This is a genomic window from Actinomadura sp. 9N215, assembly GCF_044326345.1.
Classification (GTDB): Bacteria; Actinomycetota; Actinomycetes; order Streptosporangiales; family Streptosporangiaceae; genus Spirillospora.
The window spans coordinates 96,465-120,329 of sequence record NZ_JBIRBA010000009.1 but is presented as its reverse complement, the minus strand read 5'-3'; the positions used below and the strand labels follow the sequence as shown (position 1 = coordinate 120,329).

At 71.4% G+C, this 23,865-nt stretch carries 20 protein-coding genes; 6 read left to right on the top strand and 14 right to left on the bottom strand.

Features of this window, described 5'->3' with window-relative positions:
• Positions 1-31 precede the first annotated feature (31 nt).
• On the bottom strand, positions 32-754 hold the full coding sequence (locus ACH34T_RS17295; protein WP_395993144.1) for a helix-turn-helix domain-containing protein: 723 nt from the start codon (positions 752-754) through the stop codon (positions 32-34).
• A 184-nt stretch (positions 755-938) separates the two neighbouring features.
• Between ACH34T_RS17295 and ACH34T_RS17290 the strand changes: the two genes are divergently transcribed.
• On the top strand, positions 939-2,411 hold the full coding sequence (locus tag ACH34T_RS17290) for a sulfatase (protein WP_395993143.1): 1,473 nt from the start codon (positions 939-941) through the stop codon (positions 2,409-2,411).
• Positions 2,412-2,427: 16 nt separating this feature from the next.
• Here the strand turns inward: ACH34T_RS17290 and ACH34T_RS17285 are convergent, their stop codons facing one another.
• Complete coding sequence (locus tag ACH34T_RS17285) at positions 2,428-2,928, bottom strand: Lrp/AsnC family transcriptional regulator (protein WP_395993142.1); 501 nt, start codon at positions 2,926-2,928, stop codon at positions 2,428-2,430.
• 103 nt (positions 2,929-3,031) lie between these two features.
• Here ACH34T_RS17285 and ACH34T_RS17280 point away from each other — a divergent pair, with 103 nt between their 5' ends.
• Positions 3,032-6,634: an indolepyruvate ferredoxin oxidoreductase family protein gene (locus ACH34T_RS17280; RefSeq protein WP_395993141.1), complete on the top strand. Its 3,603-nt coding sequence runs from the start codon at positions 3,032-3,034 to the stop codon at positions 6,632-6,634.
• Positions 6,635-6,680: 46 nt separating this feature from the next.
• Here the strand turns inward: ACH34T_RS17280 and ACH34T_RS17275 are convergent, their stop codons facing one another.
• Positions 6,681-7,523: a DUF6338 family protein gene (locus ACH34T_RS17275; RefSeq protein WP_395993140.1), complete on the bottom strand. Its 843-nt coding sequence runs from the start codon at positions 7,521-7,523 to the stop codon at positions 6,681-6,683.
• 391 nt (positions 7,524-7,914) lie between these two features.
• Here ACH34T_RS17275 and ACH34T_RS17270 point away from each other — a divergent pair, with 391 nt between their 5' ends.
• Positions 7,915-9,078 carry a protein kinase gene (locus tag ACH34T_RS17270; RefSeq protein ID WP_395993139.1) on the top strand — a complete coding sequence of 388 codons (1,164 nt, stop codon included), beginning with the start codon at positions 7,915-7,917 and terminating at the stop codon, positions 9,076-9,078.
• Between the two features lie 13 nt (positions 9,079-9,091).
• Positions 9,092-9,604, top strand: coding sequence for a hypothetical protein (locus ACH34T_RS17265; protein ID WP_395993138.1), 513 nt, complete (start codon positions 9,092-9,094; stop codon positions 9,602-9,604).
• Positions 9,605-9,636: 32 nt separating this feature from the next.
• Here the strand turns inward: ACH34T_RS17265 and ACH34T_RS17260 are convergent, their stop codons facing one another.
• Positions 9,637-10,458, bottom strand: a complete 822-nt coding sequence (locus tag ACH34T_RS17260; RefSeq protein ID WP_395993137.1) for a transporter substrate-binding domain-containing protein — start codon at positions 10,456-10,458, stop codon at positions 9,637-9,639.
• Positions 10,459-10,789: 331 nt separating this feature from the next.
• Here ACH34T_RS17260 and ACH34T_RS17255 point away from each other — a divergent pair, with 331 nt between their 5' ends.
• A complete protein-coding gene (locus ACH34T_RS17255; RefSeq protein ID WP_395993136.1) occupies positions 10,790-11,308 on the top strand; it encodes a MarR family winged helix-turn-helix transcriptional regulator in 519 nt (172 codons plus the stop codon).
• 308 nt (positions 11,309-11,616) lie between these two features.
• Here ACH34T_RS17255 and ACH34T_RS17250 read toward each other — a convergent pair whose 3' ends face one another.
• The gene (locus ACH34T_RS17250; RefSeq protein WP_395993135.1) at positions 11,617-13,074 is read right to left on the bottom strand and encodes an MFS transporter; all 1,458 of its coding nucleotides are present in this window, start codon (positions 13,072-13,074) and stop codon (positions 11,617-11,619) included.
• Positions 13,075-13,139: 65 nt separating this feature from the next.
• Here ACH34T_RS17250 and ACH34T_RS17245 point away from each other — a divergent pair, with 65 nt between their 5' ends.
• Positions 13,140-13,625, top strand: a complete 486-nt coding sequence (locus ACH34T_RS17245; protein ID WP_395993134.1) for a winged helix-turn-helix transcriptional regulator — start codon at positions 13,140-13,142, stop codon at positions 13,623-13,625.
• Positions 13,626-13,662: 37 nt separating this feature from the next.
• Here the strand turns inward: ACH34T_RS17245 and ACH34T_RS17240 are convergent, their stop codons facing one another.
• From ACH34T_RS17240 to ACH34T_RS17200, 9 genes are all read right to left on the bottom strand, one after another.
• Positions 13,663-14,349 (bottom strand): GTP-binding protein, encoded by a 687-nt coding sequence (locus tag ACH34T_RS17240; protein ID WP_395993133.1) that lies wholly within the window; start codon positions 14,347-14,349, stop codon positions 13,663-13,665.
• The gene (locus ACH34T_RS17235) at positions 14,330-14,857 is read right to left on the bottom strand and encodes a DUF742 domain-containing protein (protein WP_395993132.1); all 528 of its coding nucleotides are present in this window, start codon (positions 14,855-14,857) and stop codon (positions 14,330-14,332) included. Before ACH34T_RS17235 ends, ACH34T_RS17240 begins: the two co-directional genes overlap by 20 nt.
• A gap of 6 nt (positions 14,858-14,863) precedes the next feature.
• Complete coding sequence (locus ACH34T_RS17230) at positions 14,864-15,283, bottom strand: roadblock/LC7 domain-containing protein (RefSeq protein WP_395993131.1); 420 nt, start codon at positions 15,281-15,283, stop codon at positions 14,864-14,866.
• Entirely contained in the window at positions 15,280-18,162 is a 2,883-nt protein-coding gene (locus ACH34T_RS17225) for a nitrate- and nitrite sensing domain-containing protein (protein ID WP_395993130.1), read from the bottom strand. The genes ACH34T_RS17230 and ACH34T_RS17225 overlap by 4 nt, the downstream gene beginning before the upstream one ends.
• A gap of 63 nt (positions 18,163-18,225) precedes the next feature.
• Positions 18,226-18,579 carry a hypothetical protein gene (locus tag ACH34T_RS17220; protein WP_395993129.1) on the bottom strand — a complete coding sequence of 118 codons (354 nt, stop codon included), beginning with the start codon at positions 18,577-18,579 and terminating at the stop codon, positions 18,226-18,228.
• A 44-nt stretch (positions 18,580-18,623) separates the two neighbouring features.
• The gene (locus ACH34T_RS17215; protein WP_395993128.1) at positions 18,624-19,298 is read right to left on the bottom strand and encodes an ATP-binding protein; all 675 of its coding nucleotides are present in this window, start codon (positions 19,296-19,298) and stop codon (positions 18,624-18,626) included.
• 177 nt (positions 19,299-19,475) lie between these two features.
• On the bottom strand, positions 19,476-20,057 hold the full coding sequence (locus ACH34T_RS17210) for a PadR family transcriptional regulator (RefSeq protein WP_395993127.1): 582 nt from the start codon (positions 20,055-20,057) through the stop codon (positions 19,476-19,478).
• A gap of 126 nt (positions 20,058-20,183) precedes the next feature.
• Entirely contained in the window at positions 20,184-22,055 is a 1,872-nt protein-coding gene (locus ACH34T_RS17205; RefSeq protein ID WP_395993126.1) for a fatty acyl-AMP ligase, read from the bottom strand.
• Positions 22,056-22,061: 6 nt separating this feature from the next.
• A complete protein-coding gene (locus tag ACH34T_RS17200; RefSeq protein WP_395993125.1) occupies positions 22,062-23,834 on the bottom strand; it encodes an acyl-CoA dehydrogenase family protein in 1,773 nt (590 codons plus the stop codon).
• Between the last annotated feature and the right edge of the window lie 31 nt (positions 23,835-23,865).

Sequence of the window (23,865 nt, the reverse complement as noted above, 5' to 3'; positions counted from 1 at the left end):
CCGCGCCGCGGTCGGCGCGACGGCACCGACCCTAGAAGCGCCCGTCCCCCTCGATCTTGTACAGGAGCGACAGTGGCTCGTCGCCGTCGTCGCGCCGCCGCAGCCGCGTCGCCGTCCGGCCGATGAACCGCTGTAGCGACCTCGCCAGGTGCGGCTGGTCGTAGTAGCCGAGCCGGTGCACGACGTCCAGCGACGGCACACCCTCTTCGAGGAGCACTGCGGCGTGCCGGGCACGGTCGATCTGCCGGATCGCGCCCTGTGTCAGGCCCGTCGCGCTGACGACGCGCCGCTGCACGGAACGGGTCCCGACCTTGGCGACGCCGCCCCACACGACCTCGTCGACGAGCGGGTCGCGCGTGAGGACGCCCGCGCGCACGAGCTGGTGGACGAAGTCCTCCGCGCTCTCGAAACCGGGGGTCGCCCATTCCTCGCCCCGCAGGACGAACACGCGCCCGTCGGCGTGCGGGCTCTCCACCTCGGCGTCGACGAGCCGGGCGATCGGCAGGTGCGGCATCGACGTACCGTGCGCGAACGTGATCCCGAACGCCTCGGAATCGCCGGCCAGCTCCGCGGTCGACGCCGACGTCTCCGGCCCCCGGAGCGCGGCGTGCGCGGCGCCCTCGAACTCCCAGAAGACGAGCTCCCAGTTCGACGTCGCGACGGACGTCATGGTCTCCTCGCCGCTCGTCCGCCCGCGCCAGACGCGCGCGATGTACGGCGAATCGGACCCGCGATGGTCGCTTTCGATCGGCATACGGCGCGCCCTTCCATCCCCCTCGCCGACGCTGTCGAGCCCGCGATGGCAGAAAAGCCGGGCTCGGTCCGTGTTTATCATCCCATTACCCCTCAGGAATCAGGGAGCGAGCTCTATGTGGGATACCGCACGGCTTCATCGACTCCGAACACTGGCCTTACTGATCTGTGCCGTTGCGCTGCCGGTGGCGTTGGCCGCGCCGGGCGGGACGTCCGGGGCGGCGGCCGGACACAAGAAACCGAACTTCGTGTTCCTCCTGGCCGACGACCTGGACGAGACGACCACCCCCTACTGGGACGCGCTGCCGAAGACCGCCCGGCTCATCCGCGATCGCGGGCTGACGTTCTCCAACGCGTTCGTGCCGATATCGCTGTGCTGTCCCGCACGCGCGGCGCTCCTGACGGGCAAGTACGGTCACAACTCCGGAGTCCTCACCAACGCCGGTGACCAAGGCGGATGGCCCACGTTCGTCCGCAACGGCAACGAGGAACGCACCTTTGCGAAGGGCCTGGCCGACGCCGGGTACCGGACGGCGCTGGTCGGCAAATACCTCAACCGTTACGAGGAACGGCCACGGCACATCCCGCCGGGCTGGACGGAATGGTATGCCGCCACCGACAACAAGTTCTACAAGGGCTACGACTACGTGCTGAACGAGAACGGCACGCTCGTCCAATATGGGTCCGGGGAGTCCGATTACTCCACCGACGTCGTGGCACGCAAGTCCGTCGAGTTCATCAAGCGGTCGGCCGCGTCCGGCGAGCCGTTCATGCTGTACGCCTCCCCGACCGCACCGCATCTGGGGCTCAGGCCGCCGAGCCGTTACCGCGACCACCCCTGGGCCCAGGCCCGAGCGCCGGAACGCCCCAATTTCCAAGAGCGGGACGTCTCCGACAAGCCCGCCTGGCTGCGCAAGTCCGCCGAGGAGCGCTCCGCGGCGGTCACCAAGATCAACAACCCCGATTTCCGCGACCGGATGGGGACGCTGCTGGCGTTCGACGACATGGTCGCCGGCGTCGTGGACGCGTTGCGGGCGACGGGACGGCTCGATGACACCTACCTGGTATTCGTCTCCGACAACGGTTACAACCTCGGCGCCCACAGGCTTCTTGACAAGATGGCGCCCTACGAGGAGTCCATTCGTGTCCCGCTGGCGATCGCCGGGCCCGGCGTCCGCAGGGGCGTCGATCGGCACACCGTCCTGAACATCGACTTCGCTCCCACCTTCCTCGACCTCGCGGGGCGGCCCGTCCCCGGCGACATGGACGGCCGGTCGCTGCGGCCTCTGCTGGCCGGGTCCGCGCCGCCGCCGAAGAACTGGCGGACCGACCTGCTCGTCCAGTACGTCGGCACGCCTGGTCTTGGCATCGCTCAGGAGAAGTCTTCCGGTCCCGCGGGGCGGCGGAGCGCCGACGAAGGGTTCGACCTGCCCAGCTTCTTGGGCGTCCGCACTGGGCGCTACTTGTATGTGCGCTGGTACGCCCCCGACGACCGTCCGCACGAATATGAGCTCTACGACCTGAAGAAGGACCCGTACCAGCTGCGCAACCTCCTCGCCACCGCCGACGGCCGGGACCGCTACGCGCGGCTGGTCAGGAAGCTGGACGCCCGCCTGCGGATCCTTTCCACCTGCAAGGGCGTCGGCTGCCGGTCCTGAGCGTCCGGCCGTGGGTTCAGCGGCGGGTGGGTTTCTGGGCTTCGCGGGTGCGTTTCTCTTCGTCCTCCAGAAGCGGGCCTACGCGGAAGGGGACCTGGTGGGTCAGGACGATCGAGGTGATGCTGCGGCGGACGCCCGGGCAGGCGAGGATCGCGTCGATGACCTCGTGGAGCTGCTTGCCGTTCGGGGCGACCGCGCGGACCAGGAGGTCGCCCTGGCCGGTGATGCCCAGCACCTCCAGGACGCGCGGGATCGCGGAGAGGGCCGCGGCGGCCTCGCGGAGGCGGCCCTGGGCGACTTCGAGGGTGACGAACGCGGTCAGCTCGAACCCGATGGCGCCGAGGTCGACCTCGCGGCCGCGGTGCCCGATGACGCCCTCGCGTTCGAGCCTCTCGACGCGGGCGTGCGCGGTGTTGCGGGCGATGCCCAGCTTGGCGGCCAGTTCCGTGACGCCGATGCGGGGCTGCTCGACCAGGCGGCGGAGTATCTGCAGGTCGAGAAGGGTGGTGCGGGTCACAATGCTCAGCTCCGGCGGGTGGTTCGGGGTCGTACTTGAGCAATCTGGTTAATTGTCGTTCTGTCATCTTGCACACCGCTCAGCGGGGCGGCTCAATGCAGGCATGAGCACCACCGCTTCTCCGATGCGTGACCGGCTGGAACTGGAGCGGGGGCGGATCGCGATCGGCGGCGTCCACGCGCTCGTCCGGCTGCTGCTCGACCAGCGGCGCGCGGACGCGCGGCGGGGATGGACGACCGCCGGGTTCGTGTCCGGGTACCGGGGGTCGCCGCTGGGCGGGCTCGACCAGCAGCTGATGAGGGACGCGCGGCTGCTGGACGGCAACGACATCCGGTTCGTGCCGGGGGTCAACGAGGAGCTGGCGGCGACGGCCGTCTACGGGTCGCAGCTCGTCGAGCATCTGCCGGGGCCTCGGTATCAGGGCGTTTTCGGGCTCTGGTACGGGAAGGCGCCGGGCGTCGACCGGTCGCTGGACGCGTTCAAGCACGGCAACTGGCTCGGCACGTCCGAGCGGGGCGGGGTGCTCGCGGTGGTCGGCGACGACCCGTCGGCCAAGTCGTCGACGCTGCCTTCGGCGACGGAGGGCGCGCTGGCCGAGGCGTTCATGCCGGTGCTCGTGCCCGCGTCGGTCGGGGACGTGCTGCGGCTGGGACGGCACGGGTTCGAGATGTCGCGGTTCAGCGGCGCCTGGACGGGCTTCAAGATCGTGACCGATGTCGCCGACTCGCACGAGATCGTGGACGTGGCGCCGGTGCCCGACCCGGTGCTCCCCGGGTTCGAGTGGCGGGGGCGTCCGTGGCGGCCGACGCGCAGGCCCGGCGTCGACCTGAAGGAGACGACCTCGCTGGAGGCGGAAGTCCTGCAAGGCCGGCTGCAGGCCGCGACGGCGTACGCGGCCGCGAACGGACTGGACCAGATAGAAGGCGCGGCCGGGGACGCGTCCATCGGGCTGGTCGCCGGCGGGCGGACGTACCTGGAGCTGCGCGAGGCGCTCGACCGTCTGGGGCTGGACGACGCGGCGCTGGCCCGGCGGGGCGTCCGGCTGCTCCGGCTCGCGATGATCTACCCGGTGGACGGCGGCCGGGTGCGGGAGTTCGCGCGCGGGCTCCGCGAGATCGTCGTGGTGGAGGAGAAGCGCGCGTTCGTCGAGACGCAGATCAGGGACGTCCTGTACGAGGTGGAGGGGCGACCCGCCGTCTACGGGAAGAACGGACCGTCCTCCAGCCCCCACCCACCACCAATCAACGGACGAGCTCCGCTCGACGGACCGGACGGCGCCGGTCTCGTCCCCGTCGACGGAGGGCTCGACGCCGACGCGATCACCAAGGCGCTGGCGTCGCTGCTCGCCGACCGTGTCGGGGCCGAGCACGTCGATCTGCGCGACCCTGTGCTGCGTCCGCGGAAACCGGCGGTGAACCTGCTGTCGTCCGGGCGGACGCCGTTCTTCTGCTCGGGCTGCCCGCACAACCGGTCCACGGTCGTCCCGGACGGGTCGATCGCGGCGAGCGGCATCGGCTGCCACGTCATGACCGTGTTCACCGACCGCAGCATCGGCACGACGCAGATGGGCGGCGAGGGCGTGATGTGGGTCGGGGCCGCGCCGTTCAGCGACACCGATCACCTGTTCCAGAACCTCGGCGACGGGACGTTCTTCCATTCGGGGAGCCTCGCGATCCGGCAGGCCGTCGCCGCCGGCACGAACATCACCTTCAAGATCCTCTACAACGCGGCCGTGGCGATGACGGGCGGGCAGGACGCCGACGGCGGCTCCGACCCGGCGGCGATCACCCGGATGCTGCACGCCGAGGGCGTCGCGAAGATCGTCGTGGTGGCGGACGACCCGTCCCGCTACGCGCGGGGGACGAAGTGGGCGCCGGGCGTCCGGGTCCGGCACCGGGACGACCTCGACGCCGTCCAGCGGGAGCTGCGCGACGTGCCGGGCGTGACCGTGCTGCTGTACGACCAGGCGTGCGCGGCGGAGACGCGGCGGAAGCGCAAGCGCGGGCTCGTCCGCGACCCCGCGACCCGCGTGCTGATCAACGAGGCGGTGTGCGAGGGCTGCGGCGACTGCGGCGTGAAGTCGAACTGCCTGAGCGTGGAGCCGGTCGAGACGGAGTTCGGACGCAAGACGCAGATCAACCAGACGTCCTGCAACAAGGACTACTCCTGCGTGGACGGCGACTGCCCCTCGTTCATCACCGTGACCTCTGGCGGCGAGCGGGAAACACGCGCATCGCTGCCGGAGATCGGCGCGCTGGCCGAACCGGACGTCCGGCCGCGGACGGCGGACGTCCTGCTCGTCGGCATCGGCGGGACCGGTGTCGTGACGGTCAACCAGGTCCTGGCGATGGCCGCGCTGCTCGACGGGCGCCACGCCCGCGCGCTCGACCAGACCGGGCTGAGCCAGAAGGCGGGCGCGGTCGTGTCGCATCTGCGGATCGGCGACGTCCACCGGGACCGTCCGGGGATGGTCGGCACGGGCGGCGCCGACGCCTATCTCGTGTTCGACTCGCTGGCGGGGACGTCCGAGACGAACCTGCGCCGCTGCGTGCCCGGCCGCACCGCGGCGGTCGTGTCGACCAGCGAGGTCCCCACCGGACGGATGATCACCGACACGGCGGCGTCGCTGCCGCCGGGCGCGTCCCTCGTGGCGCGGATCGCCGGACGGACGGACGCGGACCGCCTCGTCGCGCTCGACGCCCTCGGCCTCGCGGAACGCTGGTTCGGGAGCACGACCACGGCCAACCTCGTCGTGGTCGGCGCCGCGTACCAGTCCGGGCTGCTGCCGCTGTCGGCGGACGCGATCGAGGAGGCGCTCGCGCTCAACGGCGTGCAGGTGGCGGCGAACGTCCAGGCGTTCCGCGCGGGCCGGCGGCTCGTCCTCGACCCGTCCTGGGCCGCCGCCGCGTCTCTGGAGCCCGCCGCCTCCCCGGAGCCTGTCGCGCCGGTCGCGGCCCGGCCGCTGGACGGGACGGCACCGGCCGCAATGAGGCTGGTCGAGGCTTCGGGCGCGGACGGCGAGCTGCTCCGCGTCCTGCGGATCCGCGTCCCCGACCTCGCCGCGTACCAGAACCTCGCGCTGGCCAGGCGCTACCTGAACGCCGTCATGCGTGTCGCCGCAGCCGAACGCGCCTCCGGCGCGGACGGGCGTGCGTCGGGTCCGGACGGGCAGCGGCTCGCGGTCGCCGTGGCGCGGAATCTGTACAAGCTGATGGCCTACAAGGACGAGTACGAGGTCGCCCGCCTGCACCTCGACCCCGCGCTGGCGCGCCGCGTGGAGGAGCAGTTCGGGGCGGGCGCGTCCGTCCGGTACATGCTGCATCCGCCGGTGCTGCGGGCGATCGGGCTCGACAGGAAGATCGCGCTCGGCCGGACGGCCAGGCCCGCGTTCCACGCGCTCCGCGCCATGCGGCGGCTGCGCGGCACCCCGTTCGACCTGTTCGGCATGACGGCGCAGCGCCGCGCCGAGCGCCGCCTCGTCACCGGCTACCTGGCCGTCGTGAACGAGCTGGTCACCGCGCTGGAAGACGGGCCGGAGGACGGCGCCGGACAGGCGAAGCACGACCTCGCCGTGCAGATCGCGGAGCTGCCCGACATGATCCGCGGCTACGAGGACGTCAAGACCGCGAACATCGTCCGCTATGAGGAGCGCCTCCGCGAACTGCTGACCGCCTGGCGCACCGCGCCTTCCGCGGCGGTCGTCTGACCGCCGCACCGCGCATGCACGCCGAACGCGCGGGCGGGCGCGGAGGTCAGGAGAGTGCGCTGGACAGGGCGCCGACCAGTGCGATGAGGACGATCTGCACGGCCAGGACCTTCGCCAGGGCGCGCGGCGCGAGGCGGCACTCGTAGCATCGCTCGACCAGCGTTTTGAGCTGGTCGGTGAGATTCGTGCGCGGTGCGGAGTGCCGTGACGGGACGCCCCGGAACGTGACCGGCGGAGGCGGCGGCTGCTCCTCGATCGGACGCAGCAGGACGCTCACGACCGCGCGGGTAGGGACGATCATCTGGTCCCAATGCAGGGCGTCCAGCGGCAGCGGTTTCCCGTGGCCGTCGAGCTGGAAGATCGGTCCGTACAGGACGATGAAGCGGACGCCCTGCCCGCCGACCGCGGCGGCGCATTCCTCGCCCAGCATTCCGCGAAACGTCTGGCCGCTGTTCAACGTGATTTCGAGTTCGATGTCGCGATCCGAGTAGTCGGTGCGCGCGGCGGCCGACATACGGGACACGGCGGGGAAAGGACCCGGATGGTTCTCCAGACGAATCATGACAACTGCCGCAAATGCGGACAAAGTCAGAGACAACCCGAGAAAGCAGGTGATCGACCAGGCCGCGACCAGCGGGGAGTGGAGCGTCGCGGCGTTCTCGTCCAGGAGGCGGCGCAGGCTCAGCTGCGACTCCCGTCCCAGCAGGCCGAGGACCATCAGCGTCCCTGCGGTGATCAGCGTGCCGGCGACGACCACGCGAGCGAGCTGCGGGCGCGCGCCTCCCGTGCGACCCCTCTCCCGGCCGCCGCGGATCTGATCGAAATGCAGCCCCGGAAGCACCGCCAAGGCGAGAAGAGCGATAGGAACGACTGTGGAAACTTCGGTCATCGTCACCCCTGCCCGCTTGGGGGTACATGAGCCACAAATCTTCCCAGTTACCCACTGGAATCTCAACATCACCACTTGCTGACATCTTGTCGTACTTCCAGGCCATTTCACCGCCTTGTCGAACCCGTCCGCCGGACGGCGCGTATCAGCTGGTACGCCGGGGAAGGCGCCTGGCCTGGAAGCGCGACGAGGGTTGGTTCGAGTGGAATCGGGCTTGCGGCTGACGGAGCGTTACCGTCTCGTGGAGCGCCTCGACTCGTCCACGGGCAGGCCCTCTCGTACCGGCACGGCCGTTCGTACGGGCAAGGCCGTTCGTCCCCGCAGAGCCTCTCGTCCCAGCGCGGGCGCTCGTCTCCGGAGAGCCGCTCGTGGCCGGTGGGACGGCGAGTCGATGGAGGTCTGGCGTGCCTGGGACGAGCTGCTCGGACGTCCCGTCGCGGTGAAGCTGCTGGCGTCCGCGCGCACCGACCTGCGGCGCGCGTTCCAGGAGGGCGTCAACCGGGCGGCGGGCCTCTCGCATCCGGCGCTGGAGACGGTCTACGACAGCGACCGGACGCGCGACGCGTCCGGGCGTCTCGTGTCCTATGTCGTGACCGAGTTCTTGGACGGCGAGACACTTGCCGAGAGGTTGCGCCAGGGCCCGCTCACCGCGTCCGAGACCGTCGACGTGTGCGCGCAGATCGCGGGTGCGCTGGACGCCGCGCACAAGGCCGGAGTGACACACGGCGACCTGAACCCGCGCAGGGTCGTGCTCGTCGGCGGCGACGTGAAGATCATCGATACCGGCATCGGCGGCATAGCCCGCGGCCTCCGCGACGCCAACGCCAACGCCGACGGTGGCGGGGAGGCGGCCGATGTGCGCGCTCTTGGCGCCGTCATCTCCGCCTGCCTGCCGGCCGGGGCGTCCGGCGAACCGGCCGCCATCGCAGCGCGCTGCCTCGCCGCGACGATCGTGGACGGTCCGTTCGCGAGGGACGTCGCCAGACTCCTCAACCGCGATGACGGGCCGTCGAACGCGGCGTTCACCGCGAGGAAGAGCCTCGCGGACGCCCCCGCACGCGGAACCGCACCGGCCCGCCCGGCCCGCCCGGCCCGCGACCACCGGACGAGGGCCATGCGTCCGCCGCCGCCACCGCGTCGCAACGCGGCGGGCGTCCGGCTGGCGGCGATCGCCCTCGTGATCGCCATCCCCGTCACCGCCGCCGTCGCGATCTTCGTGTCGGCGCCGCGCTCCCCCGTCACCGTGCCGCCGCCGTCCCCGGCCGACACCGCCGCGCGCGACGTGACCGGAGCGGTCGGACGGCTCCGCCCGATCGTGAGCCGCGGCTACACCTCGGGTGAGATCCGGTCCGACGCCGCCATCGACCTCAACAACCTGATCACGAACCTGGAGAACGACCTGACCTCCGACCGGAGCCGCAAGGCGAACCGGCGCACCGTGAGCCGGCGGATCGCCCTGCTCCAGGACAAGATCGTCGCCCGGCAGCGGGAGCGCGCCCTGTCCAGGGACGTCGCCGCCGAGCTGAACCGCGTCCTCGCGACGATCCAGACATGACGGGCGAGCGCGCATGATGGCCGGGCGGCGGGAGCAGCGGGCGCGGCCGGGCCGCGGGTTCCGGTTGCCCTGGCTCGCGCTCGCGGGCGTCGCCGCCACGATCGTCGCCGCGGCCACCCTCGTCGCCGGGATCGGCGACACGCTCGACGGCGGCGGTCCGCCCGGCCGGCTGCTGCCGCTCCACGCGGCGTCTCCCCCGCTCACCCCGCCGCCGAACGATCCAGGACGGGCTCCGTCCACCCCGGTGGCGCCGCCCGAGTCTCCCGAGACGCGTCTGCATGACGCGCTGGTCAGGCTCCGGCTCTCCGTGAGCCGGGGCGTCGATGCCGGCGACGTCCGCGGCGACGTCGGCCTGGACCTCACGAAGGTGATCGAGCAGATCCTGGACCGTCCCTGGACGCCGCTCGAACACCGCCGCGCGGACGTCGGCCGCCTCCACCAGCGGATCGCCGTCCGCGCCCGGCAAGGCACGATCGCCGGACGCCGCGCCGACGAGCTGCACCTGATCCTCGACCGCGCCACCTGACCGGATCAGCCGCACGGCGAACCGACGGCGGACTAGACGCAGCCCTCGAACTGGGGGATCTCGATGATCGACAGGTCCATGCCGGTGCCGTCGAACCATTTGCGCATCAGCTTGGCGGCCGTCCCGTCCTGGTACATCCGGGTGATGGCGCGGTTGAGCGCCTCGCAGCCGTCCGGGTCGCCCTGCTGGATTCCGATCCCGGTGTTCTGCTCGCTGATCCGCGCGTTCACCAGCCGGAACCCGCCGCCCTCCCGCCGGATGAGGCCCGCCAGGATCACGTCGTTCGTCGTGATGGCGTCCACCCGGCGCTGCTTGATCATGGCCATGCACTCGTCGTAGTCCCTGGCCTGGACGATCTCGGCGGTCATCCCGTTGATCGCCAGGAGCCGCTTCGTCGGATCCGCCCCCTCGACCGCGCAGAACCTGCGTCCGCGCAGATCCCGCACGCCCTTGACGCCGCGCTCGTCGGAGCGCACCAGCACGTCCTGGTACGACATGTAGTACGGCCCCGCGTACGCGATCTCCGTCTTGCGCTCGGGCGTGACCGACAGCGTCGCGAGGACCATGTCGGCGCGGCCCGACGTCAGGATCGGTATCCGCTCGGACGCCAGCGCCTGGACGAACCTGACCTTCTTCCCCAGCCGGTCCGCCACGTACTGGGCCACGTCGATGTCGAAGCCCTCGAACCGTCCGTCCGGGTGCCGCACGCCGAGCCCGGGCAGGTCCGGCCGGACGCCGACCACCAGCGTCGACTTGTCGAGAAGCGACTCGTCGCCGCCCTGCCCGCACCCCACCAGCAGCCCGCCCGCGAGGACGCCCGCGGCCAGAATCCGGGAAACCCTACCGGCACCCACAACCGCACCTCACGATCCCCGGCCCGGGCAATGCGGGCACAATCCAACTATTTCGCGGAATCCTCACGGCGTAACCATAAACGCCGTGACCGCGCGAGTCAGGGGTACGCGCGGCCGGCGGCCCGGGCTTTGGCCGCGGCCGGTCGCGGCCGGACGGCGGCGGGACAGTCCGGAAACAGTGTGGACAAGTCCGGCGACCTGGGCGAATCGCGGTCTGATGACCGGCGGCGGCCACCCATCGAAAGCGCCGGTCCACCTGCCCGGATATGCGGAGTGAAGTACCATCTCAGCACCGAACGCTGGACGTTCGCGTCCATGGAACGGGAGCCCCGTGCAGGAACTTACCCAGGAGGACTTCGCCGCTCTGCTGGCTTTCCGCACCGGGCTGCGGCGCTACCTGCGCTGGAGCGAGGCGGCGGCACGAGCGACGGGCCTGACTCCGGCGCAGCACCAGTTACTGCTCGCCGTGAAGGGCCACGGTCCCGAACGACCCCCGACGATCGGCAATCTGGCCGACTACTTACTCCTCCGCCATCACAGCACCGTGGAGCTCGTCAACCGGGCGGAGACGGCGGGCCTGGTCAGCCGGGAACGCGACCAGGACGACAACCGGGTGATCCGGGTGCGGCTGACGGCCGCCGCCGACCGCGTGCTGACGGAGTTGACCGTCGTGCACCTGGCCGAGTTACGAAGGCTCGCGCCCATCTTGGACGGGCTGGGCGCCGAGCTGAAGTCCCTGGAGAACAAGCCCGGCGACCCGCCCGCCCGGACGACCCGTCCAGACGGTCCACCCCGCCCGCCCCGCCCCGATGATCCCCCCGGACACCCCACCCCGGACGTCCCACCCTGACCCCCCGCCAGGACCCCCCCGCCTCCCGGACGACCACCCCGTACGGCCCGCCCTGACGCCCCGCCTTGACGGTCCGCCCTGGTGATCGACCCGGACGATCCACCCCTGGACGATCGCGGCGGCGTTCTCGCGCCCCGGCTCCGACGTCGGCGGACATCGGCGGACGTCGGCGGACATCACAACAGGCACCTCCTCCGGATGAGGTGCCTGTTGTGCTGCGGGGCGGCCGGGCGAACCGGACCTTTCGGGTCCGGGTCAAGGTTTCGTCCGGTGCCCCGGGCTGTGGTGTTGTGAAGCTGGTGTGGGGGCTATGAGGTGCCGGCGACCACTTCCGTTTCTGTCTCGGGGACGGTGGGCGAGGACGGCCTGGGTCGGCGCGGGGTCATGCCAAGGGCGGCGATCGCTGCGACCGCCATGAACCCGGCGACCATCAGCCAGGCGTTCACGAATCCGCTGTGCGCGTCGGGGTAGCCGTGCGGGGTGCCGAGGACGGCGACGGCGAGGCTGACGCCGAGGACGCTGCCGATCTGGCGGCTCATGTTCACGACGGCGCTGCCGGTGGCGTAGCGGTGGGACGGCAGGTCGACGGCGGCTGCGGACAGGATGGTGGGGAGGGCGAGGCCGACGCCCGTCCCGCCGATGAGCCAGCCCGGCAGCAGCTCGGACGCGTACGCGGGCGCCGGGCCGAGGCTCATCGCGATCATGACGACGCCGAACGCGCAGAGCATGCACCCGACGGCGGTGATCAGACCGACGGGGACCCGCGCGGCGGCGAGCCGTCCGGCGACGATCGCCATGATCGGCACCATCAGCGGGCCGGGCGCGACGGCGAGCCCGGTCCTGATGGGCGAGTAATGCCAGATCTGCTGCATCCACAGGACGCCGAGCAGGAGGTTGGCGGCGAACGCGACGCTGAACAGCAGGATCGCCGCGTTCGACCAGGAGAACGTGCGCACGGCGAGCAGGGACGGCTCGATCACCGGTGCCGGGTGGCGGAGCGAGCGGAGCCAGAACCAGGTGAGGCCGAGGAGGGCCGCGGCGATGACGACGGTGGTCCGCTCGCCCGGCCAGTCGTTGATCTTCACGAGGCCGAGGGCGAGCAGCGCGACCGCGAGGGTGAGCACCGCGGTGCCCGGCAGATCGGGCACGCGGGCCGCGGCGCCCTCGCGGGAGTCGGAGACGACGCGGGGGCCGGGGACGAACTTGAGCGCGAGCAGGATCACGGCGATCCCGATCGGGATGTTGACCAAGAAGACCCAGCGCCAGGAGAGGTCGACCAGGACGCCGCCGAAGGCGGGCCCGGCCGCGGCGGCGACCGCGGCGGACGCGGACCAGATCCGGACGGCGCCGGCCCGGCGGGCGGCCGGGTACGCCGACAGCAGGAGTCCGAGGCTGGTCGGGATGAGCGCGGCGGCGCCCGCGGCCTGGACGACGCGGAACGCGACGAGCCACCACAGGGACGGCGCGACGGCGCAGGCCAGGGACGCGAGGGTGAAGACGGCGAGCCCGGCGATGAGCCCGCGCTTGCGGCCGTAGCGGTCGGCGAGCCGTCCGAGCGGGACGAGCAGCGCGGCGAACACGATCGCGTACCCGTTCAGGACCCAGGACAGGTCGGCCATCGGATGGCCGGCGAAGTCCCGGCCGATGTCGTTGAACGCGACGTTGACGATGAACAGGTCGAGGCCCGCCATGAAGGAGGCGACGGAGAGCACCGCGAGCACCGGCCCGAGACGCGCCTGGCGGCGTACCTGACTTTGTTCCACCATAGTCAGGGAGGCTAGCGAGCGGGCTGACTTTGGTCAAGCGAAGTCAGCAGGTTTATAGTGGACGGGTGACAATCGCACTTGAAGGGCACTTCGCCGACCGTGACAGCTGGTCGATGCAGAACTGCCCGGTCGCGAGGACGCTGGCCGCGCTCGGCCCGCCGTCGGCGGTGCTCGTGCTAAGCGAGGCCTACTTCGGGACCAACCGGTTCGGCGACTTCGTCCGCAATCTCGAGATGACCGAATCGGCCGTCACCGCACGCCTGCGCCACCTGGTCAAGGCGGGCCTGCTCAGCCGGGAGCCGTACCAGGAGCCCGGGCAGCGCACCCGCTACGAGTACCACCTGACGAAGATGGGCCAGGACCTCGCGCCGACCCTCGTCGGGCTCATGGAATGGGGCGAGACCTACCTGCCCGGCGAGGAGGGCCGCCAGGTCATGCTGACGCACGCCGGCTGCGGCGAGGCCGTGACGGCACAGGTCAGATGCGCCGACGGCCACGACGTCGGGGTGGACGAGATCATCATGCGCCCGCCCCAACCCGAGGAGGAATGACCCCGAGCCGAGCCGAAGCGGCGGCTGGGAGGATCGGCTAGGGGCGGTGGTTGGTGCCGCCGGCTATCCGTAGCGCGTGCTCGACCAGCGAGACCAGCACTTGCTTCGCCGACACCGCGCGGCGCGCGTCGCACAGCAGGACGGGCACGTGCGGGTCGATGTCCAGGGCCATCCGGATCTCGGGCGGGTCGTAGTGTTCGGCGTCGTCGAAGCAGTTGACGGCGACGACGAACGGGGTGCCCTTCTGCTCGAAGTAGTCGATCGACGCGAAGCTCGCCATCAACCGCCGCGTGTCCGCGAGGACGACCGCGCCGAGCGCGCCGCGCGACAGCTCGTTCCACATGAACCAGAACCGCTCCTGGCCCGGCGTCCCGAACAGGTAGATGGCGACGCCGTCGCGCAGGGTGATGCGGCCGAAGTCCATCGCCACGGTGGTGGTCGTCTTGGCGGCCACGCCGTCGAGGTCGTCGACGCCGACGCCGACGTCGGTCAGCGCCTCCTCGGTGCGCAGCGGCCGGATCTCGCTGACCGCGCCGACCAGCGTCGTCTTCCCGACGCCGAACCCACCGGCGACGAGGATCTTCAGCGCGACGCGCGGACCGTCCGCCCGGTCGTCGTGTTCGCCGTGTTCAGCGTGATCGTCGCGTTCGTCGTGGTCGTCGGGGGCGTCTCCGGTGGCGGGCGGGGCCGTCGTGGACGGGAGGTCAGAGCGCGCGGAGTTCATCGAGCACCCTCCTGAGCAGGTTCGGATCGGCGTGCGGCCTGTCGGCGTACGGCCCGTCCGCGTGCGGCGGGCCCGCGGTGAACGGGTCGGACGGCACCGTCCAGCGCTGGACGTCCATCAGGCCCGAGTCGAGCAGGTCACCGGTCAGGACGCGGATCACGCCGAGCGGCAGGTCCAGGTCCGAGGCGAGGTCGGCGAGCGCGTACGGGCGCCGGCACAGCGCCAGCATCCGGCGCTGCTGGCGGGACAGCCGGCCGGGCTCCGCGGGCTTCCGGCCGGTCGCGACGAGGATCGTCACGATGTCGAGGGGCTCGCCGTTCGCCCGGGTGCGCCCGCGGGTCATCGCGTAGGGGCGGACGATGGGTCCGGCGGCGGCGTCCAGCCACCGTTCCCTGCCCGGCGCCCCGTGGTCGGCAAGACCGTGATCGGCGACACCGTGGTCGGGGGGACCGTGGTCGGGAAAGCCGTGGCCGGGGAGGCCGTGGCCGGGCGCGTCGCCGGGGTCCATCGCGGGTCACCTGGTTCCCGGGCCGGGCCCGCTCTGCCTGAGGCCCGTGGACAGCTGCCGGCCGACGCGCTTGACCAGCATCGTCATCTCGTAGGCGACGAGTCCCGCGTTCGCGCCGACCTCGCTGAGCAGGGCCAGGCAGCTGTTGGTGCCCGCGGGGACGACGAAGAACAGCCCGTCCTCCATCTCGACGAGCGTCTGCCGGATCTCGCCGGAGTCGAGCTGCGCCCGCGCCCCGGACGCGAGGCTCTGGAACCCGGCGGCGAGGGCGGCCAGGTACTCGGCGTCCTCGCGGCCGACGCCGCGCGACTTGCCCATGACGAGCCCGTCCCGCGACAGGACGACGACCTTGCGGACCTGCGGAACCCGGTCGACGAGATCGTCGAGGAGAAAGTTCAGCTCGGTCGCGGCTCCCTGCCGGATCATGATGGTCCCTCCATGTCGTCGCCGGGTCCTTCGTCGTCGTCCCTGCCGCGCAGCCAGCCGGCCTGCAGCGACGCGAACAGGTCGCGCGACGCCTCCGCCGAACGGTCCTCCCACGAGGCGACCGCGTCGCCGGCGGGCGCTCCGCCGGCTCCTGGCTCGCGTCCCGTGGCGGCGTGCGGGGCGGAGTCGCGTAGCTGTGGCGCCAGGTTGCCGCCGCGCACCCGGCGCGGAAGCGGGGCCCGTCCGCCGGTGCCCCCTCGGGCCTGGGCCTGCGCCTCGGCCTGGGCCTGCGCCTGCGCCTCGCCGAAGGACGGCGGCGACTCGAACCCGCCCGTCCCGCCGTAGGGGTCGCGCCCGTAGGGCGGCACGGGCGGCCCCGCGGCCTGGAACGGACGCGTCGCATCGACGGAGGGGATTCCGTACCGCGGGGTCTCGTGCGGTGGCTGCTCGTACGACGGCGACGGCGGGGTCTCGTACGACGGCGGGGTCTCGTACCGTTCGTACGAGGGCCGGTCCTCGGTGGACGGCGGCGCGTTGAACCCCGCCGTCGCGTCGTACTCCGGCGGATCCACGAGGGACGCCGGCGAATCGGGCGGCGTGGTGTCGGCGTAGGTCGGCGCGTTGAGCATCGCCGTGGACGCCGGGGTCTCCGGCGTGGGCCACGGCTTCATCGTCCCGTTCCCGAAGGACGCCCCGTTCTCCTGCCCGGGGCCGGTCGCGGCGGCGACGGGCACATCAGCGGATCCGGCCGCGCCCGCGGATCCGAACGCGGATCCGGCCGTGGTCGCGGACGCGTCTTCGTCCTCGGGCTGGTCGACGTCCACGATGAGCTCGCGCGGGATCAGCACGACCGCGCTGACGCCCCCGTACAGCGAAGGCTGCAGGGCGACGCGGATGCCGTGCCGTCCGGCGAGGCGGGCGACGACGAACAGGCCGAGGCGGTCGGTGACGGCTAGGTCGAACTCGGGCGGCCGCGACAGCCGCAGGTTCAGCGCGTCGAGTTCGGACTGGTCGAGGCCGATGCCGCGGTCGATGACGTCGACGGCGAACCCGTTGGCGCCCATCTCGCCGCGGACGAGCACCTCGGTCGGCGCCGGCGAGAACACCGTGGCGTTCTCGATCAGCTCGGCGAGCAGGTGGATGATGTCTGCTACCGCCCCGCCGATCACGGCGGGCGCTCCGTCGAGCGGAGCTCGTCCGTTGAATGGCGGTGGGTGGGGGCTGGAGGACGGTCCGGTCACGACGACGACCTCGACGCGCGTGTAGTCCTCGACCTCGGAGACGGCGGCGCGGAGCACGTCCTCGACGTGCACGGGGTTGCTCCAGCCGCGGCCCGGTGACGTCCCGGACAGGATGACCAGGCCCTCCGCGTGGCGGCGCATCCGGGTGGTGAGGTGGTCGAGGCGGAACAGGTCCTCAAGGGCCTTCGGGTCGGACGCGCCGCGCTCCATCTCGTCCAGCATGCGGAGCTGGCGGTGCAGCAGCGACTGGCTCCGCCACGCGACGTTGAGGAACACGCGGCTGATGCCCTGCCGCAGGTACGACTCGCGGACGGCGGTGTCGATGGCCGTGTGCTGCACCTTCGTGAACGCGTCGCCGACGCGGGCGACCTCCTTCGTCCGGCCCCAGTCCATGAGCCCGACGAGGGGCGGCGCCTCGGCGTCCACGTCGACCTCCTCGCCGCGGCGCAGCCGGGCCACCACGGCGGGCAGCCGGTCCTCGGCGAGGTGCAGCGCGGCGCGCTGCAGGCCGCGCAGCTCGCGCGACAGGCTCCGCGCGGCCAGCAGCGACAGCACGATCGACGCGACCACGGCGAGCAGGCCGAACCCGCCCGCGAGGACGAGCCGCAGCACGATCCGCTCACCGATCGGCTCGGCCATCTCGTTGAGCGCCAGGCTCGCCTGCGTGACCTTCTGCGCCCAGGCCTGCGACAGCAGCTGCGTGGTCGCCTGCCAGTCGGCCGCCTCGGCGGGCAGCCGCCCGCCGCGCGCGTTGACGATCGCGGTCTCGGCGGCGCGGTAGCGCTTGAAGCCGTCGGACGCGGCGAGCTGCTCCAGCGGCCCGCGGATCCCGGAGTTCAGGTCGGCGAGCCCGGCGTCGAACTCGCGCCGCCCCTCCGCCGCCCACTGGATGAACGCGGTGTGCTCGGCGGGCGTGAGCCGCCCGTTCCGCGCCATCGCGGCGGTGACCAGCGAGTCCTCGCGGAGCATGTAGGCGCGGGCGTTGCCGAGGCCGATCAGCGCGCGGCCCTGCGTCAGGATGGCGACGTCGTTGACCGTCACCAGCCCGTTGAAGACCTTGATGACCTGGTCGAGGACGGTGCTGTAGGAGTTGATGACGTCCAGCGGCTCGGCGCTGCCCGCGTCGACCTTCGCGCGCAGCTCCGGCACCGTGTCCAGCGCTTCGACGGCGGCGGCCAGGCGCTTCTTCGTCTCGGGTTCGGCCGCGTCCCGCGCCTCGGCCGACAGCGCGGTCGCGCGGAAGGACCTCTCCACGGCGGTGACCCGGGCGCGCTGCGCGCCGAGCTTCTGCCTGTCCGCGGCGTCGCGGGTGCTGAGCGCGACGACGCTCAGGGAACGTTCGGCCTGAAGCTGGTTCACCAGGTGGATGCCGGGGAGCCCCATCTTCTCGTACGTCGTCGAGAAGTCGAACTTGTCGGACGCGTCGCCGACCGTGATGTTCGCGGCGAACGCCCACAGGGCGATGAGGGAGACCAGCGGGACCAGCAGCAGGGCCGTGATCCGCAGCCGGATGGGACGCTTCCGCCGCCGTTTCGGCCGCTGCTCGCGGGCGGACGCCTCGCGGGCGGACGCGTCGTGCGGGGACTCACTGTTCGAGGCGGCCGCGTAGGGGCCCGCCGGCCGGCCTTCGCCAACCATCAGATCACAACCTCATGCGGGGGGACGGGCCGCAAGCCGTGGCCCGTTCATTCGGTCTCTGACTCAGCTTTCGCTCCGCACCTCGTCCATGGCCGCGCGTGCGACCAGGCCGCGGAGCCTGTCGGTGATCATGGCGACGGCCCGCGCGTGCCCGCGCACGGCCTTCTCGCGCGTGGAGTACCGGCCGACGTCGGCGTGCATCGACAGATCGGACACGATCGTCTGCCACAGCAGCGGTCGCCCGTTCGCCGCGAAGCCGAGATCGATCACGGTGAACCAGGTCGACACGACCACCACGACGCCGCCGACGCGGATGACGTCCTGTGCCAGCAGGCGTCCTCGTACGTCCAGCAGAAGCCGCTGGGCCTCGTCGGAGGTGACGCGTCTCCCGTCCGAGCGGTAGTAGTCAACGGACATGGTGCTTCCCATCGCTGCGCGGGGTTCTGCGAGGAAAGGCGGGCTCAGCGGCCGGGACGCGCGTCCGGCGGCCAGGCGCGGACCTCGCACCAGACCGCCTTGCCGGACGGGGTGTGGTCGGTGCCGTGCCGGTCGGCGATGATCGCGACGAGGAACCAGCCGCGTCCCGTCTCCTCCATGAGGTCGACGCCGCCGCCGTCCGCGAACCGCGTCCGCGGGACACCCGCGCCCTGGTCGTGGACCTCGATGCGGAGCCGGGCGCCGGCGCGCAGCAGCCGCAGGGACAGCGCCGAGCCGGGGACCGTCGCGTGCCGGACGGCGTTGGTGACGAGTTCGGAGACCAGGACCTCCGCGTCGTCGCCGACGTGCCCGATGTCGGAGCCCGTGGTGACGGACCGGCTGAAGCGCCGCGCCTGCGGCACCGACTCCCGCTCGGCGGGCAGCGTCAGCTCGCCCAGCAGGATCGCTGCGGGCTCGTCCAGCGTCGGCAGCCCGGGCGGTCGTGCCGCCGTACCGCTTCCGTTGGCTTGCGCCGCTCCGTTGGACGGGCCTGCGCCACTGGCCAGATCCGTGCCGTTGGACGGGACCGTGCCGTTCGGTGGAGCCGTTCCGTTCGGTGGAGCCGTGCCGTTGGGAGGGGCCGTTCCGTTCGGTGAGGTGCCGTTCGGTGGGGTCGCGAGGGTGTTAGGGAGTTCGATGGTGTGGTTTTCGCCCGACATGATGGACGCCTCCTTGACTAAGGCGTATGGCCCAGATCCAGCCCGGCCGGGACGCGAGGCTGGGAAGGGCGCGGGGGGTCGTGCGGGTGCCGCCGCCGTGCGGGCGTGCGGCGGCACGGTGGTCGAGGACGTGGGACCGGCGAGGCGCTGTGCACGTCCCCTTGACAGGGTGCACAGTCATGTCGGCTCACCGTCCTCGGCATGGTCGCCCGCCCGGGTGCGCAGCAGCCGGGCGGTACTGGTGAACCACTCGTAGTTCTCCTGCTCGAAGCGCAGTCCGCGCATGCAGGTCAGGTACGGACCGACGGGGGAGCCGGTCCGCAGGAACGTCTGTTCGTCCATGTCGCCGCGCAGGTGCTTCATGGTGTGCTCGAAGACCTCGATCTTGGCGGCGGAGGCCACCGCCCGGTCTTCGAGCTGCGCGATGACGGACGCGGCGGAGATGTGGTCGACGGCCTGGACCATCGCGAGCAGGTTCTCGCGGATGATGCCCGGCTTGGCGGGGGTCGCGGCGAACCGTTCGAGCTCGTCGAGACCGGCCCGCGTGACCGTGTACACGCGCTTGTTCGGACGGTCGTGCTGGATGATCTGCCGCCCGCTGATCAGGCCTTCCGTCTCCAACCTCGACAGCTCCGAGTAGAGCTGCTGCGGTACGGCGTGCCAGAAGTTGGAGACGGACAAATCAAAGATCTTGGCCAGCTGGTAGCCGCTGTACTCGCCGTCGAGCAGCGCCGCCAGCACCGCGTGACGTAGTGCCATCGGCCTTCTCTCCCCGCCTTGACTCAGGGTGAACCCGACGTTAGCAGACAACGACATGAATAGTCATGCTTTTGACTAGGATCGGTTAGGTCGTTTTTTCTTGTCCACTGGAACTTTCCCTCCGAGTCACTCAGGCGTCGGTTGGAAGTCACTTGCGCGTGATGCGGGCGTTACCTTCGCGTCCCGGTGCAGCTCCGCGACGGCGGGTTCCAGGTCACCGGCGAGCGCGGTGATCTGTCCGCTGAGGAACGCGTCCCGGGTCTGGCCGCGTTGCAGCTTCCCGCTGGTCGTCCGCCGTATCGTGCCTCGTCCGGACAGGACGACGCTCAGCGCGGGCAGCTCGAACGCGCGGGCGACCGCCGTCTTGACGAGGGTCGCCAGCTCGTCCGGCGGCGTCCCGGCGGCGGCCCTGGTGCTGATCTCCTGGACGATCACGACGTGTTCCCGGTCTCCCCCGTCGTCGAGGGTGAACGCGGCGGCGGCGAGCGCCGCCGGGTGGGCCTCCCGGGCGGCCTCTTCGACGTCGTGCGCGTGGATGTTGCGGCCGTTGACGATGATGAGGTCCTTGATGCGTCCGGTGACGTACAGGTCGCCGTCGGCGAGGAACCCGAGGTCGCCCGTCCGCAGGTAGGGGCCTTCGCCGTCGGACGTGTGCGCGCCGAACGTCTCGCGGCTCGCTTCGGGGTTCTCCCAGTACCCGCGTGCGACGCTTCCGCCGCGGACCCAGATCTCGCCCACCCGCCCTTCCGGAAGTCGGGCACGTGTCTCGGGGTCGACGACGCCTACGTCCAGCGTGACGGGGCGTCCGCAGCTCACCAGCCGCCGCGCCCCACCACCGCGACCGGCGGGGGCGGGGACGGCCTTGTCGAGGGTGAGGGCCTCGGAGTCGAAGTCGCGGACGGCGGCGCCGCCGCCGACCGGCGCCGCGCTGATGAGCAACGTCGTCTCCGCCATTCCGTAGCAGGGCATCCACATGCCGGGCCGGAACCCGATCGGCGCGAAACGCTCGGTCATCCTCTCCAGCGTCGCGGGCCGGACGGGTTCGGCGCCGTTCTGGACGACGCGGAGCGACGACAGGTCCAGGCCGTCCAGCCAGTGGTCGGCGACGCGGCGCAGCAGCAGTTCGTATCCGAAGTTCGGGGCCACCGTGACCGTGCCGCGGTACCGGGTGATCAGCTCCAGCCACAGCACGGGACGCTTGATGAACGTGATCGGCGAGGTGAACACGTAACGGCAGCCGAGGTACAGCGGTTGCAGGAACTGACCGACCAGTCCCATGTCGTGGTAGTGCGGCACCCAGCCGACCCCGACGGTGTCGGTCGTCGCCTCGATCCGGCGTTTGATCTCCTCGCCGTTGCACAGCAGGTTGCCGTGGGTGACCATCACGCCCTTGGGTTCGCTGGTCGAGCCGGACGTGTATTGAAGGAACGCAAGGGTGTCCGGACGAAATTCAGGGGGCGTCCAACCGGTCGGGTCGGCGTCCTCTTCCATCGCCTGGGTGTCGAGGGTGTGCAGGCGTGTTTTCAGGTCGGCGTCGGCCAGCCAGGTGTCGAGGATGTCGCGGTGGGCGGTGTCGGTGAGGATCAACGCGATGTCGGCGTCCTCGATGATGCGGCGGGTGCGTCCGTACCGTCCGGCGTCCAGGTCGGGCAGGGGCGCGGGGACGGCGACGACGCGCGCGTACAGGCAGCCCAGGAACGCCGTCAGGAACTCCAGCCCTTCCGGATACAGCAGCAGGACGGCCCTGTCCCGCAGCCCGCGGGCCTCTAAGCGGCAGGCCAGCGTGCGGGCCTTGCGGTCGAGTTCGGCGAATCCGAGCACGTTCTCCTTGTACTTCCCGCCGGATTCCTTGTACTTCCCGCCGGGCTCCTTGTACTTCCCGCCGGGCTCCTTGTACTTCCCGCCTCGTTCTTCGGTGATGAAGGTGAACGAACGGTCGTCACCGTGGGCTTGGACGTTCTCCCGGACGAGCGACACGAAGTCCTGATGCTTGTGCATCGTGGGTCACTCGTCCTCTACATCGGTCAGCAACTCGGCCAGGGACAGCAGCGAGAACCAGCGGCCCTCGTCGAAGCCGCGGAACATCGCGTCCTCCAGCGACGGGAGGAACTCCTCGGACAGCAAGGTGTCGGGCTGCGCGCGCTGCAGCAGACGTTGCAGGCACAGCACGAGCCACTGCCCGTCGGCGAACGGCCCGCCGAACTGGTGGCGGTTGTGCAACCAGGTGAGGACGCACGAGAACATCGCGTGCAGCTCGCAGTACCGCTTGGCGCGTGCCAACGCCGCCACGGAGGACGTGTCGCCCTCGCCGGCCCGGATGCCCTGCTCCACCTTGGCGCGCATGCCGCCGATGCTCGACATCAGCTCCTTCAGCTCCGCCGCGACGCCGGGCGCGGCGTGGGCGTTGGCGGCGGTCAGCAGCTCCTCGGAGATCACATCGAAGCGCTGGCCGATCTCGTCGCGGCCCTCGTTGGTGAGCTGGAGCATGCGGCCGTCCGGCGTCCAGGGGGGCGGTGTCCGCGTCCAGCGGAACAGGTCGGCGAGCAGGTCGTCCGCGCCGTCCGCCGTGTCCGGCGGGTCGATCAGGAAGGGCAGCTGACCTGCGACGTTGGCGAGGTTCACATGCGTGGTGCCCTCGAAGATGCTCGCGATCGCGTGGTCGCGCTGCAGCTTCTGGAACACGCCGTGCGCCACGCCCTCGCGCAGGTAGCCGCGCGCCGCGAGGACGGTCCCGATGCTGGCCACGACCTCCTCGCCCAGGACGGGCACGAAGTACTTCACGATCGACGACCACAGGCTCAGCCGTCCGGGCGCGACCGTCAGGGCCCGCGCCACCGGGATCGCCACGCACTCGGCGATCAGCAGGTCCAGATGCGCCTTGAGCAGATGGTCGCGGATGACCGGGATCTGGTAGATGTCCGAGCCGTAGAGGGTGCGGCGCCGCGAGTACTCCATCCCGATGCGGACGACCGCGTCCATCGTCCCGACCGACAGCGCCGCGATCGCCGTCCGGGTGATCTGCAAGGTCTTCAGCGTCTGGACGAGCCCGGAACCGCGCCGCCCGATCACCCGGTCCGCCGGGACGCGGGCCCCCGAGAACGCGACGCCGCTCAGGTCGTGGCCGCGGAGCCCGACCGTCCGGACCGGCGGCAGCGTCGACCACGTGTCCGGGTCGAGCTCGGTCTTGTCGACGAGGATGAGGGAGAAGTCGCGGGCGCCGGTCCTGGCGTAGGTGGTGACGAACCGTCCGCGGGTGGCGTTGCCGACCGGCCATTTCGTGCCCGTCAGGACAAGGTCGTCGCCCTGCTGCTCGGCCTCCGACTCCGAGGCCATCACATCGCTGCCGTGGTCGGCCTCCGAGACGCCGAAGCAGGCCAGGTCGCCGTTCAGGACGCCGTCCGCGACCGTCCTGCGCTGCCGGTCGTCCCCCCACAGCCACACCGGGTTCACCGCCAGCAGCCCCGAACCGTACATCACCGCGACGGTGACGCTGCGGCGCGAGATGCCGCGGGTGACGAAGAACAGCTCCTCCAGCGTCGTGAGCCGTCCGCCGAGCCCGCTCGGCACCAGAAACCTCGGAAAACCCCAGGCCCGGACGGCGTCGACCGCGCCCGGCGGAAGCTCGTCGCGCTCCTCCGCCTCGACGATCGCCTTGTAGGAGAAGGGACCGGCCGCGTCGTCCATCGGGTCGCCGAGATAGCCGTCCAGGTCGGCGGCGATGCGATGCGCGGGGGACAGCTCATCGACGGGGGGCGACTCGGAACGTCCGGAATGCACCGGACGCCGCGGCGGCGGGACCTGGACGGCA

Coding starts and splice junctions, on each gene's coding strand:
- ACH34T_RS17295 (WP_395993144.1), bottom strand. CDS start 754: ATGCCGATCGAAAGCGACCATCGCGGGTCCGATTCGCCGTACATCGCG.
- ACH34T_RS17280 (WP_395993141.1), top strand. CDS start 3,032: ATGAGCACCACCGCTTCTCCGATGCGTGACCGGCTGGAACTGGAGCGG.
- ACH34T_RS17275 (WP_395993140.1), bottom strand. CDS start 7,523: ATGACCGAAGTTTCCACAGTCGTTCCTATCGCTCTTCTCGCCTTGGCG.
- ACH34T_RS17270 (WP_395993139.1), top strand. CDS start 7,915: ATGGAGGTCTGGCGTGCCTGGGACGAGCTGCTCGGACGTCCCGTCGCG.
- ACH34T_RS17265 (WP_395993138.1), top strand. CDS start 9,092: ATGATGGCCGGGCGGCGGGAGCAGCGGGCGCGGCCGGGCCGCGGGTTC.
- ACH34T_RS17250 (WP_395993135.1), bottom strand. CDS start 13,074: ATGGTGGAACAAAGTCAGGTACGCCGCCAGGCGCGTCTCGGGCCGGTG.
- ACH34T_RS17240 (WP_395993133.1), bottom strand. CDS start 14,349: ATGAACTCCGCGCGCTCTGACCTCCCGTCCACGACGGCCCCGCCCGCC.
- ACH34T_RS17235 (WP_395993132.1), bottom strand. CDS start 14,857: ATGGACCCCGGCGACGCGCCCGGCCACGGCCTCCCCGGCCACGGCTTT.
- ACH34T_RS17230 (WP_395993131.1), bottom strand. CDS start 15,283: ATGATCCGGCAGGGAGCCGCGACCGAGCTGAACTTTCTCCTCGACGAT.
- ACH34T_RS17225 (WP_395993130.1), bottom strand. CDS start 18,162: ATGGTTGGCGAAGGCCGGCCGGCGGGCCCCTACGCGGCCGCCTCGAAC.
- ACH34T_RS17220 (WP_395993129.1), bottom strand. CDS start 18,579: ATGTCCGTTGACTACTACCGCTCGGACGGGAGACGCGTCACCTCCGAC.
- ACH34T_RS17215 (WP_395993128.1), bottom strand. CDS start 19,298: ATGTCGGGCGAAAACCACACCATCGAACTCCCTAACACCCTCGCGACC.
- ACH34T_RS17210 (WP_395993127.1), bottom strand. CDS start 20,057: ATGGCACTACGTCACGCGGTGCTGGCGGCGCTGCTCGACGGCGAGTAC.
- ACH34T_RS17205 (WP_395993126.1), bottom strand. CDS start 22,055: ATGCACAAGCATCAGGACTTCGTGTCGCTCGTCCGGGAGAACGTCCAA.